The sequence below is a fragment of the Melittangium boletus DSM 14713 genome (assembly GCF_002305855.1).
Taxonomy (GTDB): domain Bacteria; phylum Myxococcota; class Myxococcia; order Myxococcales; family Myxococcaceae; genus Cystobacter; species Cystobacter boletus.
On the sequence record NZ_CP022163.1, the window covers coordinates 9,366,633 to 9,379,875 of the forward strand.

The window sequence follows — 13,243 nt, forward strand, 5'->3', positions numbered from 1 at the left end:
TCCCTGGGATCCAGGGCTCGTCAAGAGTTAGATGAAGAAACAGATCGCGGGAAACACGACGTACTCGGCGTACATGAGCTTCCAGAAGAGTTGGTAGAAGTGCCCGACGGACATCTTGTCGTCCAGGCGCACCGCCCTGCTCTTCATCAAGAAGAACGCCAGCAAGCCCAGGTGGGTGACCAACAACAGCAAGCCCACGAGCGGAGACAGCCGGACCAGCCCCGCGACCACCAACAGCGCGTAGGAAAGGCTCACGAGGCCCACCGCGAGCTTGAACGTGAGGCTCGGCCCGAAGACGATCGCCGCCGTCTTCAGACCGTTGCGGCTGTCTCCCTCGATGTCGGGGATGTCCTTGACGAGCGCCACGGAGAACACGATGCCGAACGAGAACACCGCCAGGATCACCGCCTCGAAGGACAGGCCCGGCGCTCCCGAGAGCACGGTATTGAAATACGAGAACATGCCCAGGGGCAGGATGACCCCACGGGTGATGGCGATGATGCCCCCCGCGCCGAACGCCGTGCTCTTCAAGCGCGCCGGCGGCAGGGAGTAGAGCGAGCCATTGACCAGGTACAGCACCGCGGTGACCAGGAGGCTCATCGACTGCGTCGCCCCGATCACGAGCGAGAGGACGGCCGCCAGGATGGTGACGACGAGGCCCTCCCGCTCCGTCATCACCCCGGCCGCGAGCGGCAGCGACGACTTGTTGATGCGATCGATCTCGATGTCGCTCAACTGGTTGACGCCATTGACATACACGTGCAGTCCGGAGGCACACACCATGGCCATCACGAACGCGAGCACATCGAACCGCATGACCCCCGCGTGGTGCATCGCCAGGGCATAGGCGGCCACCACCTGGACCACCGTCGCCTTCGCGGGCAACGGCCGGGCAAATTTCCATAGAATCTTGGGCGTGATCATCCCGTCAGCTCTCGTTCGTGGGAACCCCACACGACTCTTGCGTGTGAAAATGATTTCAAATCAAAGCACCGCGACCGCCGAATCCTCCCAACCAATTCAAGGCGGTCCGCGTTGAGCGGAAAACAGTTTATCCTCTTTTTCAGAAAGCAACAAGTCTCCTGGAAAAGAGCACGGCCTATGCACGCGAGATGCGCGCATAGCCATCGGAAACAGCGTTGAGCCCACGGGTGAGTTGCCTCAAGACGGGCCATGCGATCCGGTAGAAACGGCGGCTCCGTGAGTAGAGGAAGCGAGCAAGCCGGACCCGCGCGGCCAACCCCTGTCCCATCTCGCTTTCGGCCACGCGCTGGCTGTATCCCTTGAAGGAGAAATCCCCCGTGGCGAAGGCCTGGCGGACTTCTTCCGCGGCCAGGGGGCCGTATTTCATGCCCCAGGAGATTCCCTCTCCCGCCATGGGATCCACGCCCGCCGCATCTCCCACCAGGAGGATGCGCGGCACGCTGTAGGTGCCGTCGATCTCGTAGTAACGCTCCGGATGACCCTTCAGCTCGCACTCCGCCAGGGAGCGGTCCCGTGCGCTCAGGTAATCATCCAGCATCGGCACGAGCGACGCCAGCGGACGATCATGCAGGAGCCGGCTGTCGAAGATGCCCCGATTCATCATCGGGCGGCCCTCCACGAAGCTGGGAAAGTCCCAGAGATAGCCTTGCATGCCATCCGGTACGCGGCTGAAGTCGAACACGGCGCTCTGCTCCGTGAACTCGGGCGTCCGCTCGGCGACCTCCGGGGTGAGCACTTCCATCAACCTGGACACGGGCGCCGCTTGTCCCGTGGAGGGGAGATCCATCCACCGGCGAACGAGGGACTTCGAGCCATCGGCGCCGATCACGACCTTCGCGTGGAAGTCCCCCTTGGACGTGCGCAACACCAGACCCTCCGCCACCCGCTCCATCCCCAGGACGGAGGTGTCCTCCTGGATCCGCACGCCCCGCTCACGGGCGATGTCCACGAGCCGGGCGTCGAACTCACTGCGCTGGAACACCCGGAACACGGGCGCCTTGCCTCCCGGGAAGCGCAGCGTCACATCACATCCCTCGAAGCGCAGGTGCGCCGTGCGCACGGCCATGTGGGGTGAATCGAAGCGCTCCCAGGGAATGTCCAACCACTGGAGGAGGGGATCCACCAGCGCGGTGACGCCCCCCCCGCACAACTTCTCCCGAGGGTGGGTTCCCTTCTCGAGGACGAGGGTGCGGCCCATCAGCTCCGGCGCCAGCTTCTGAAGACTCAGGGCCGCGCTGATTCCCGCGGGCCCCGAACCGATGATCACCACGTCCACGTGTTCCATGCGCGTGCCCTCAGCGACGAAGCTCGAAAAGGGCCACGAACGGATCATCCACGACCAGCCGCTGACACGAGCCGAAACCAGCCTTCTCGGCCAGCTCGCGCGTCTTGCCCTCGCCCATGGCCCCGCCCAGCGCGGCGCCGCCGTACGCCATGGACACGGTGATGCAATACAGCGTGCTCAGCGAGTACACCGCCCGTCCCAGGGGGTTGATGTTCTCCTCGACGTGCGAGGACACGTTGTCCTCCACCAGCAGGTAGGAACCCGTGGGGGAGAGCGCCTTGCGCGCGGCCGTCATCAGGCCCAGCGGATCCACCGAGTCGTGGACCACCGCGAACGACGTGATGAGGTCGAACGAATCCGCGGGAAGTCCCGTGCCGTTCTCGACGCTGAACGTGACGCGATCCGACAGTCCCTCGGCCTTCGCGTTCGCGTTCGCGCGATCGATCGAACCCTGGTGATAGTCAATGCCCGCCACCTGGGACTTGGGGAAGGCGCGGGCCAGGGTCAGCGCCGCCACGCCACTGCCACAGCCCACGTCGAGCACCCGGCCTCCCGCCTGGAGCTTCTCGTACACGTGCGGCATGGCCGGGATCCAGTGCGGCACGAGCTTGTGCTTGAACTGGGGCGCCGAGATGCGCTCGAAGACCTCCGCCATCTCCGGGTTGTAATCCGCGTAGGAGACGCCCTTGGCGTCACGGAACGCCTCGCCAATCCGGGGCGCCATGCTCACCACCGGCACGGTCACCTGGAGGAAGCCGCCCATGAACGCCGGAGACTCCTCGTTGGCGAGCACCGCCGCGTGCTCGGGCGGGAGGTGGTACTTCGCGCCATCGCGCTGGTAGTCGACGTATCGCGCCGCCACCATGGCGTTGAGCCACTCCAGGAGATAGCGCTCGGAGAGCTTCGTCTTCTCCGCCAGCTCCCGCGCCGTCATCGGCCCGGCCCCGGCCATGGCCTTGAAAATACCGAGGCGATCTCCGAGGTATGAAAGCGCGCCATGCATGGAGGCTCCCACATCGGAGATCACTCGCTCGGCGAACCCCTTCACCTTCTCCCGGTCAACGGCGCCTTTCACATCACCCATCTTCATTCCTCGTCATGAACCGGTGCGCCCGAGCACACAATCGCTTGGATGCCATGCTCGAGTGGGCACCTCGTTGGTGGAGTGGTCATTCACTCCAAGTATCAATCCCTGTCCGCGCGCGTGAGCCCGTCAGGGCACGAGCGCGTTCGGCGAGAGCGCTCCGGCCAGCTCCTCGTATTCGCGCTGTCCGCCCAGCACGCCCGCCTCTCGAAACGCGCGCAACGTCAACTTGTAGGAAACACCCCGATCCGCCATGGGCCCCAGGGTCCGCAGGGTCTCCTCCTGGATGCGCTGCGCGTCCTGCTCGGAGAACCCGGCCATCCGCAGCGCGACCCTCGACAGCTCCGCGTCAATGCGGGTGAAGGCCAGCACCAGCTCCGACCACAGGGGGGCCATGGTCCTCTTCACCTCCTCCGACCACTGCGGCCAGACAATCCGCAGGGCCTGCGAGAAGTAGGCGCTGTGCCGCACCTCGTCCTTGTAGTGCTGCAGAAGCACCTCCCGGACCGACGGACGGAGCGAGAGATTCTGCCAATCCTTCTGGAGCGAGTCCGTGATGACCGTCTCCGACACCACCGCCACGCAGAAGGCATACTGCTCCGCGCTCAAGCTATTGCGCGTGGACGCCTCGAGCTCGCGAACCCGGCGGAAATACAGATGTTCCGGAAAGGGGACACGGCACAACTCCACCCTGCTCTTCACATGATCGGCGAGCTGCGCACACATGAGCGCATGAAAAGCCTCATCACATTGCACGCGGATCGCATCCCGCGCCATCTGCGCATCATATTGCGCATCCAACCGGTGCAGGGAGATGTCTCGTCCCACGGGCTCGATGCAGCGCGCTTCCAGATGAAAGGTGAAGTCGAGATAGCCCAGCAGCAAGGCCGCCAGCACGTCCTGCCTGCGGCCACGGGCGATGACCTCGGGATGGTTCGCGATCCCCGACGCCTCGGCGTGAAACCATTCGCCCTGCGCATCCCGCTCCAGCTCGGAGAAGTCCATCGACATGGACCGCACGGCGGCACGCTCTTCCCATTGGTTGAATGGGGACCGGTATTGAGGAACCGAGTTCATGTGCCACCAGGCCTCTCGTGGTTCGGGGTCCGCGTTCACGGAGCCGTGAAGCGAATGTGACAAGGTATTGCCCTGAATACTCCAATCCCACACGACGCCCCTGCTGGCGTCCGGGGGGAGGCCAGTGCCCCGCTCTCGCGAGGACCTCTGCATGAAACCCTGTTGGAATTTTTGTTACCTATCAGATCGGGTTGCGAGTGTCTAGTGCTGAAACGATTATTCACCCAATGGCACACATGCCGTGAACCAGTGCCCCGGGTCCATTTCAAAACCGACTGATGATGGATCGCAACTCGGTGAAGAACTCGAATGAGTGGACCCCCCCCTCGCGGCCCAGCCCGCTTCGCTTGGTGCCACCGAAGGGCATGCGCAGATCACGGATGAGCCAGGTGTTGATCCACACCGTCCCGACATCGAGCTGTCTCGCCAGACGGTTGGCGCGGGCGGCATTCGAGGTCCACACGGTCGCCGACAAGCCATACTGGGAGTCGTTGGCCGCGGCGAGCGCCTGCTCCTCCGCGTCGAAGGGCTCGATCAAACACACCGGCCCGAAAATCTCATCCGTCCGGGCCCGGGACTCGGCCGGCACGCCGGTCCAGACCGTGGGCTCGACGAAGAAACCTCCCCGCCACGGCTCATCGAGCTCGGCGATCCCTCCCCCGGTGACCACGGTGGCCCCCTCCCGCCGGGTCCGGTTGAAATAGGAGAAGACCTTGTCCCGGTGCGAGGCGGAGATGAGCGGGCTCAAGGTGGTCTCCGCGCGGAAGGGATCACCCGGCTTGAGCGCACGCGCCGCCGCGCGGATTCCCTCGACGACGCGCTCGAACACGGGGCGCTCCACGTAGATGCGCTCGTTGCAAAGGCAGATCTGCCCGGCATGCAGGAAGACGGAGCGCGCCGTGGTGGCGATGGCCTGCTCGAGGTCCGCGTCGGCGAAGATGAGCGCTGGATTCTTGCCCCCGAGCTCGAACGACAGCTTCTTCAAGCCCGGCGCCGCCGCGGCCATGATGGACTGGCCCGTCCCGCTCTCTCCCGTGAACGAAATGGCGGCGACCTCGGGGTGGCGCACGAGCGACGCGCCCGTGTCCCCGAAGCCGTGGACCACGTTGTAGACGCCATCGGGGATTCCCGCCTCCTGGATGATGCGGCCCAGGAGCGTCGCCGACGAGGGCGACTCCTCCGAGGGCTTCACGACGACCGTGTTGCCCGCCGCCAACGCGGGCGCGAGCTTCCACGTCAGCAGCGCCAGGGGCAGGTTCCAGGGACAGATGAGCCCAATCACCCCCAGGGGAACCCGCAGCGAATAGGAGACGGCGCCGCCCTCGGGCGTATCCGTCAGGAAGCTCTCGGCCGGGAGATGGGCCGCGAGCCGCGTGAACGTGCGGAAGTTGTCGACCGCGCGAGGAACATCGAAGGAGGCGGCCATGTGCCGGGGCCGGCCCGTGTCGGAGACCTCGGCCGCGATGAACGCCTCGGCGTTCGCCTCGATGCCCCGGGCGACGGCCTCGAGCGCCAGGAGACGCCGGGCGAGCGGCCAGGAGCCCCAAGGTCCCTTGAACGCGCGCTTCGCCGCGCGCACCGCGCGATCCACGTCGTCGTCCTCGCCCAACGCCACCTCATTCACGGGGAGCCCGGTCGCGGGATGGAGGTTGACGAAGTGTCGGCCCGCCACGGCGGGAGTGGCGTGCCCGTCCACGAACAACGCGACGGGTTCTCTCAAATCCAGGGAAAAGGAGGGCATTTCAGGAAGCACGGAGAACGAATGGCTCGCGCGAGGATATGCCCGCGTCTGACACACAATCGGGAGCCCGCCGCGGCGCGACATGGGGCTCGCGGACGGCACCTCGTGCGAATGCACCGGAAACGACCAATGACATCATTAACCCTAAAAAAAGAGTAATCGCCTCTATTCCCCTTAAAGCAGTAAAACAAAAAAATCTCAAGAGTCAGGAGAGCCCCCCTTGCCCCACATTTCATCCCCCTTTCGGAAACTGACCCTGGGCGCCGTGTTCATCTCCTCGCTGATGGCGTGCTCTGGACAGACGACGGACGCCAGCACGGAGGACACGCGGGGCACCCAGGAGCAGGCCGCGCTCGCCACCCGCGTCGTCGGCTACTTTCCCACCTGGAATGGCAACGTCGCCGACATCCAGTTCGACAAGCTCACCCACATCAACTACTCCTTCGTGGTGCCCACGGCGCAGGGGGGCCTCACCGGCCCCGGAAGCGGGGACAGCCGGCTCAAGTCGCTCGTCACCGCGGCGCACGCCAAGGGCGTCAAGGTGCTCATCGCCGTGGGCGGTTGGAACGACGGCAATGACTCCGGCTTCGAGCAGCTCGCCGCCAACGCCACCGCCCGCACGGCTTTCGTCAACAACCTGGTCAATTACGTGACGCAGGCCGGCCTGGACGGCGTGGACATCGATTGGGAGTACCCGGACCCGGGCACCTCGTCCCAGAACTACGCGGCGCTCATGAAGCAGCTGGGCACCGCCATGCACTCGCGCGGCAAGCTGCTCACCGCCGCGGTCGTCGCCAATGGCTACACGGGCGGCGGCGTGCCCACCGCGACCTTCGCCGACGTGGATTTCCTCAACATCATGGCCTACGACGGCGGCCAGCCCCACTCGACGTATAACTACGCCGTGCAGTCGCTGGATTACTGGCTCGGCCGCGGCCTGCCCAAGGACAAGGCGGTGCTCGGGGTGCCGTTCTACGGCCGCTCGCCCTCGTCCTACGTGGGCTACGCCGCGCTGGTCGCCCAGGACTCCCAGGCGCCCTACAAGGACAACGTCGGCAACGTCTATTACAACGGCATCTCCACCATCCAGGCCAAGACGAAGCTGGCCATGCAGCGCGGCGGCGGCGTCATGATTTGGGACATCTCCGATGACGCCAAGGGCAGCGCCTCGCTGCTGACGGCCATCTACCAGTCCGCCCAGGGCACCACCCCGCCGCCCACGGGCCAGAACCTGCTCACCAACGAGGGCTTCGAGAACGGGCTCACCGGCTGGAACTCCGAGTGGCACAGCAGCGCGCTCGCGCACAAGGTGGACGCGGACTTCCCGTACACCGGCGGCTCCAAGCTCACCCACTACGCCTCCGCCGCCTACCAGCAGGTGAGCGGACAGTCCAGGAGCGTGGCCAACGGCACCTACCGCGCCAGCGTCTGGGCCCGCTCCGGCGGTGGCCAGAAGGCCCTGCGCCTGTACGCGAAGAACCACGGCGGCGCCGAGGTGACGGCCGAAATCGGCTCGGGCGCCGTCTCCACCTGGACGAAGTACACCATCAACAACATCCAGGTGACCAACGGCAACATCGAGGTGGGCGTCTACAGCGATGCCCAGGCCCAGAACTGGGCGGCGTTCGATCAGTTCGAGCTCGTCGCGCAGTGAGGCCCGGCGGGCGGGTTCCCTTCCGAGGGGACCCGCCCGTCTTCACGTGGCGCGCGCCAGGGCGAGCGCCCCCAGCACGCCCGCGCGCTCCCCCAGGGTGGGCGGGACGATGTACGACGCGATGTGCTCGGTGAGGGCGGGCGCCTGGATGTAGTCGTTGAGCACCTGGCGCACCCCGGCATGCACGAGGGGAAAGAGGTGCCGCTGCGCCATCACCCCGCCTCCCAGGATGATGCGCTGGGGAGACACCGTGCAGATGTAGCTGCTCAGGGCGAGCGCGATGTAGTGCGCTTCCAGCGCCCAGGCCGGATGCTCGGCGGGCAGGGACTCGGCGCGCTGGCCCCAGCGCTTCTCCATGGCCGGACCGGACGCGAGCCCCTCGAAACAATCCCCATGGAAGGGGCAGCCCCCGGGGAAGGGATCCGTCCGAGGATCGCGGGGCAGGCGGAAGTGGCCCATCTCCGGATGCAGCATGCCGTGCATCAACCGGCCATTGATCAAACCCCCTCCGCCGATGCCCGTGCCCACCGTCAGGTAGATGAAGGTGTCGAGCCCCTGGGCCGCCCCCCAGTGGTACTCACCCAGGGCCGCGCCATTCACGTCGGTGTCGAAGCCCACGGGAATGTCGAGGGCACGCCGGAACGCCCCCAGCATGTCGGTGTCCCTCCAGCCCGGCTTGGCCGTGGAGGTGATGAAGCCGTATTTCGGTGACTCCGGATGCAGCTCCACCGGACCGAAGGACGCGATGCCCAGGGCGGACAACGGTCCGAGCTGGCGCCGCTGGGCCTGGAAGAAGGCCAGGGCCTCTCCAATCGTGGCCTCCGGAGTCGTGGTGGGGATGCGCTCCATGGCGCGAATGTCGTCCGGGCCGGTCCCCACCGCGCACACGAACTTGGTCCCTCCCGCTTCGATGCCTCCCCACAGTGCCATCACGTCACCCTCCTGCTCACGCCCCCCGCTCTACTTCGGGAGGGGGCGGTTTTCCATCTCCACCTCGAAGTCGGAGACCCCAACGCCCGGGTCGCCCCTCGCGTCCGGGTGTGATAGCCCCGCCAGGTGAGCTCTTCTTTCAAGTCCCTCGGTCTGTCTCCGGAATCGCTCGATGCGGTGCGGCGTGCCCGCTTCGCCTCCCCTACCCCCATCCAAGCCCAGGCCATCCCGCCCGCGCTCGCCGGACGCGACGTCATCGGCTGCGCCGTCACGGGCACGGGCAAGACCGCCGCCTACCTCCTGCCCCTGGTCGAGCGGGTGGCCAGCGGCCCCGGTCCCACCGGGCTGGTGCTCGCGCCCACGCGGGAGCTGGTCCAGCAGATCGCCGGAGAGGCCGCCTTCTTCGGAGCGCCGCGCGGCATCACCCAGGCGGTGGTCATCGGCGGCACGGACATGGCGGCCCAGATAGAGGCGGTCCGGCAGAAGCCCTCCCTGGTGCTCGCCACCCCGGGCCGGCTGGCGGATCTGCTCAAGACGGGCGCGGTGAACCTCTCGGCCGTGCGCATGCTCGTGCTGGACGAGGCGGACCGGATGCTGGAGATGGGCTTCACGCCCGAGTTGGAGCAGGTGCTCGCCGCCCTTCCCCGCGAGCGTCAGACGCTCCTGTTCTCCGCCACCCTCAGCCACAACGTGACCCGCTTCGCCCAGGAGACGCTGCGCAAGCCCGTCCGGGTGGAAGTCACACCGAGCGGAACCCCCGCCGCGCGCGCCGCTCAACGGGTGTACGAGGTCAGCTCGGAGGAGAAGTATCCCCTGCTGATCACGCTGCTCGGCCGGGATCAACTGAGCACGCTGGTCTTCACCCGCACCCGGGAGCGCGCCGAGAAGGTGCAGGACTACCTCAAGCGCGCGGGCCACAAGACGGCCACCATCCACGCCGACCGCACCCAGGGACAGCGCCGTCAGGCGCTCGAGGGCTTCCGGCGGGGCCAGTACCGGTGCCTGGTGGCCACCGACATCGCCTCACGCGGACTGGACGTGGATGACATCGGTCACGTCATCAACTTCGACCTGCCCCACTCCCCGGAGGACTACGTGCACCGGATCGGCCGCACGGCGCGAGCGGGCGCGAGCGGACGCGCCTCGTCCTTCATCACCGAGCGGGACGAGGAGACGGTGAGCGCCATCGAGCGCATCACCCGGATGCGCCTGCCGCGCGTGGAGGTGCCGCGCGAGGATGCCGCCTTCCGCGCGGCGCTCGCGGCCTTCCGGGCCCGAAGCGAGGACGAGGAGTTGCTGGACGCGCTGGACGCCCCACGGACTGCCCCACGGACTGCCCCACGGACCCCGGCGCGTCCCGCTCCCCGCCCGAGCGGCGAGGGGAAGGAGACACGTGGAGGAAAGCCTCCCCGCCGTGAGGCCACGGGCCGTGGCGGCGCCCAGGCACACGGGACGCGCCGCCCCAAGGGCAAGGAAGACAGGCGCGAAGACAGGCGCGAGAAGGCAACGCCGCGAGGAAAGTCCCCCGGTCCGAGCCGGAGTGGACCCCGGGGCGCCAAGCGTCCCGGAGGAAAGGCGGGCGGACGCAAGACAGGTCCTTCCCGTGGCGCGGGAGCCCCCTCGCGAGGCCGGCGCGGCCGGTAGGCCCGCACGCGCGGGAGTTGTCCTCGCCCCACCTTCCGAGATGAAGTGGCTCTCCTTCCAATGGATGAGAGCTGGGGGTTGAGCGCATGAGCGGATGCGGCGAGGGACGCGGCGGGTGGGTGTTGTTGTCGTGGCTGAGCCTCGCGGCATGCCTGACACCCATGCCGTCGGAGGCCCAGCAGTACACCCCGCACGTCTTGAATGCGTGCGACGCGTGGGCCTCCTCCAGCGTCAAGTTCTACGCGGCCGGCGGCTGGGAGCGCCGGGAACAGGGCTGGTGGTATCTCCCCGCGGGTTCGATCATCAGCGTGACCGTCTACACCCGCAACAAACAGTGGTCGGACTACCATTATAACAACCAACGCGCCCCCATCGAGCGCTGGAACAATGGCACGCCGCTCCATGTCTATAGTTGGGACTCGGCCACGAACGCCCCCGTCCAGCGGGCGAGTCACCACTGGCGGCAGGCGAAGGACAAGGACAAGAAGGGGCGTCTGCTGAGCCAGACCGTCCAGGTCGCGGAGACCGACTATTACCGCGTCTGGCCGGGCAATCGAGGCTATGGCACGGAGCATGTCACCGCCTGGGTGAAGATCTATCCCTCGGCGGGGCACGCCGGTCATGACCCGGAGTGCGTCCAGTTCTGGCGAAATGACAACCACGACAACGCCATCGCCTTCGACACGCTCGACTACGCGCACGGCCTGGCGGGCGATGGCTCGAATTGTGATTCGGTGATCTTCAACACGCCCACGTGCCTCCACGACAGTGGGGATCCCACGGGCTACCTGCGCGACGCGTATGGCTGGACGGCGATGAAGGCGAATCCAGGCGCCCATGCGCACGACACCTGCTGCACCAAGAGCCACGCGGCCGTCACCGGTGTGGGGACCGATGTCTGCGCCGGTAGCGGGGCCTACTTCCAGAGCAAGGAGCCGCTTCCCCGCGCGACGAGCCGGCCCGAATTCTGTAGCTGGGAATGGGACCGGGCCGTCGAGTGCCAGAACAAGAGCGACTGCGCGCGATGGCTCTACACCGATCCCGCCGAGGGCTGGGCCTTCGGCCATGACTTCGCGTTCACGGGGGGCTACCGCGTCGCGCAATGGGGCTCGGGCAGCGACGGCCCCTCCGGCACCGACATCGAGACGAGCGGCTACTTCTATGAGTCCATCGGCGCCCAGGGCTACAGGACGGGAGGTTCCGTGGCGTCCGCCCAGGCGCTCTTCGACTGGATGTGCACCGGCGGGTATTGCGACGGCAATCTGTATGAGCTCAACCCCTCGGGCTGGAGCGGCAATACCTGCAAGTGCACGTCACCGACCGATACCTCCCGCTGGGGTTTCCTCCCGTAAAGCCTCCTGCTCCGGTCCTCCATGCGCCCTCAACGCAAGGCAGTGTTCGTCCTGGCGGGTCTCGTCCTGCTCGCCCTTCTGATGGGGCTGCTGTCACGGCGGGCCCCCCGGAGTCCGGTCTCCTCGAGCCAGGAGCGCTCGGACTCCACGCCGCGCAGCGGAACAACCCGGACGTCCCCTCCACCCCCCTCGCGCCTCGCGCCCGAGACGGCGCCCACGCCCCCCCGTACACCCCCCATCACCAGCCTGCCGCCACCCCGGGCGCCGGTCATCGAGACGATCTCCTTCGACAAGCCGTCCGTCTGCTTCAACGAGGACGTCCTGGTCACCGTCCAGGCGCGTGCCTCCGATGAAAGGGAGGCGCCCTTCCTGCGCTACCGCGTCGCCGGGGAAGAGGGGCCCGTCGTCTCGCTGCGCCGCCTCACCGTTCCCTCCCCCCAGGGAGGCCCCCCCGAGCGCGGGGGCTATACGGTGACCGTCTCTGGCCGGGAGGGCACGCACGTCACCGTCCCCCTTCCGCCCCTCGAGGTGAAGGACTGCCGCGTCCCCGACGAGTTCGAGCTCGTCCACGCCCTGGAGCCCGGAACGGAGGGCGTCGTGCGGCTCATCGCCTCTCCCATCGGCCACAACCCGGACCTCGACGCCGTCCTGGAGCACGGCGTGGACGACGCCCCGCCCTTCGTCCCGGTCAGGTATGTCTGGTCATTCGGCGACGGTACGACGGCGGAGACGCACGAGGACACGGTCGTTCATGACTTCGGCTCGCGCCCTCAGACAACCTTGTATTCGTACTTCCTCGTGACGTGTGAGGCCTTCGATGCACGGGGCCGCGCGCTCACCGCTCGCAAATCGTTGGAGTTGAAAAATCCCGCCTTCGAGGCGTTCGCGACCCGGGGAACGGTGTTGCTCCTCGCCCAGCCGATGCCCGCCGAGGAGGAGGCACCCGGACGCTTCGTCGTGCCAGTCCGGCTCTGGCATCCCTGGCGCACACCCATCACCGTGACCTCGGTGAGGACCCGGCGCCATCACGGCCCGGAGCTCCATCACGCGGATGAGCGCGCTCCCTCCTCCACGCCTCCCACGGAGGAAGTCCTCGCCAAGGCGGCCCTCGGGACCGCCCAGATTCCCCCAGGTGGAGTCCTCGTCCCCGTGCGTTTCGACTCCGAGCTCGATCGCGACATCGCCGCCAAGGAGTTCCGGCTCGACGGCGAGACGTCCGAGGGGTGGCCCGTGAAGGGCCGCTTCATCGCCCTTCGTCCCGGCCTGGAGCCGGTCGATCGCCGGATGCTCGTGGATGGCGAGTGGCGACTGAAGGTTCTCCGCGCCCGTGCCCATCTGCGCAAGGCGGACGTAAGTGTCCAGGAGGTGATGGATCTCGAGGGGCAAGGGCTCTATGTGGAGCTCCCCCGGGCCTTCCAGGGAACGCCCCCTCCCGGCTTCGCTCCCCCCGAATCCACGGTCCCCGACGAGGAGTGGTAGCGCCAGAATCCGC

The 13,243-nt window shown here is 67.1% G+C and carries 10 protein-coding genes; 4 read left to right on the forward strand and 6 right to left on the reverse strand.

The annotated features are described in order from the left end of the window. Positions 1-27: 27 nt before the first annotated feature. The 5 genes from MEBOL_RS38575 to MEBOL_RS38595 all read right to left on the reverse strand — a co-directional run bounded on the left by MEBOL_RS38575 (position 28) and on the right by MEBOL_RS38595 (position 6,171). Positions 28-924 (reverse strand): homogentisate phytyltransferase, encoded by an 897-nt coding sequence (locus MEBOL_RS38575; RefSeq protein ID WP_095982087.1) that lies wholly within the window; start codon positions 922-924, stop codon positions 28-30. A gap of 175 nt (positions 925-1,099) precedes the next feature. Continuing rightward, on the reverse strand, positions 1,100-2,269 hold the full coding sequence (locus MEBOL_RS38580; protein ID WP_095982088.1) for an FAD-dependent monooxygenase: 1,170 nt from the start codon (positions 2,267-2,269) through the stop codon (positions 1,100-1,102). A 10-nt stretch (positions 2,270-2,279) separates the two neighbouring features. Further along, positions 2,280-3,353 carry a methyltransferase domain-containing protein gene (locus MEBOL_RS38585; RefSeq protein ID WP_157823923.1) on the reverse strand — a complete coding sequence of 358 codons (1,074 nt, stop codon included), beginning with the start codon at positions 3,351-3,353 and terminating at the stop codon, positions 2,280-2,282. 129 nt (positions 3,354-3,482) lie between these two features. Then, the gene (locus tag MEBOL_RS38590; protein WP_245920225.1) at positions 3,483-4,364 is read right to left on the reverse strand and encodes a diiron oxygenase; all 882 of its coding nucleotides are present in this window, start codon (positions 4,362-4,364) and stop codon (positions 3,483-3,485) included. A gap of 331 nt (positions 4,365-4,695) precedes the next feature. Next, the gene (locus tag MEBOL_RS38595) at positions 4,696-6,171 is read right to left on the reverse strand and encodes an aldehyde dehydrogenase family protein (RefSeq protein WP_095982091.1); all 1,476 of its coding nucleotides are present in this window, start codon (positions 6,169-6,171) and stop codon (positions 4,696-4,698) included. Positions 6,172-6,391: 220 nt separating this feature from the next. On the opposite strand from MEBOL_RS38595, the gene MEBOL_RS38600 reads away from it, so the two are divergent. Further along, complete coding sequence (locus MEBOL_RS38600) at positions 6,392-7,825, forward strand: glycosyl hydrolase family 18 protein (protein WP_425437587.1); 1,434 nt, start codon at positions 6,392-6,394, stop codon at positions 7,823-7,825. A 42-nt stretch (positions 7,826-7,867) separates the two neighbouring features. On the opposite strand, the gene MEBOL_RS38605 is transcribed toward MEBOL_RS38600, so the two are convergent. Next, positions 7,868-8,755, reverse strand: a complete 888-nt coding sequence (locus tag MEBOL_RS38605) for an ROK family protein (RefSeq protein ID WP_157823925.1) — start codon at positions 8,753-8,755, stop codon at positions 7,868-7,870. 126 nt (positions 8,756-8,881) lie between these two features. Between MEBOL_RS38605 and MEBOL_RS38610 the strand changes: the two genes are divergently transcribed. The 3 genes from MEBOL_RS38610 (at position 8,882) to MEBOL_RS38620 (ending at position 13,230) form a co-directional block, all read left to right on the forward strand. Continuing rightward, positions 8,882-10,399, forward strand: coding sequence for a DEAD/DEAH box helicase (locus MEBOL_RS38610; RefSeq protein WP_095982093.1), 1,518 nt, complete (start codon positions 8,882-8,884; stop codon positions 10,397-10,399). Between the two features lie 86 nt (positions 10,400-10,485). Beyond that, positions 10,486-11,751 carry a hypothetical protein gene (locus MEBOL_RS38615; RefSeq protein WP_095982094.1) on the forward strand — a complete coding sequence of 422 codons (1,266 nt, stop codon included), beginning with the start codon at positions 10,486-10,488 and terminating at the stop codon, positions 11,749-11,751. A 21-nt stretch (positions 11,752-11,772) separates the two neighbouring features. Further along, positions 11,773-13,230 (forward strand): hypothetical protein, encoded by a 1,458-nt coding sequence (locus MEBOL_RS38620; protein WP_095982095.1) that lies wholly within the window; start codon positions 11,773-11,775, stop codon positions 13,228-13,230. Positions 13,231-13,243 lie beyond the last annotated feature (13 nt).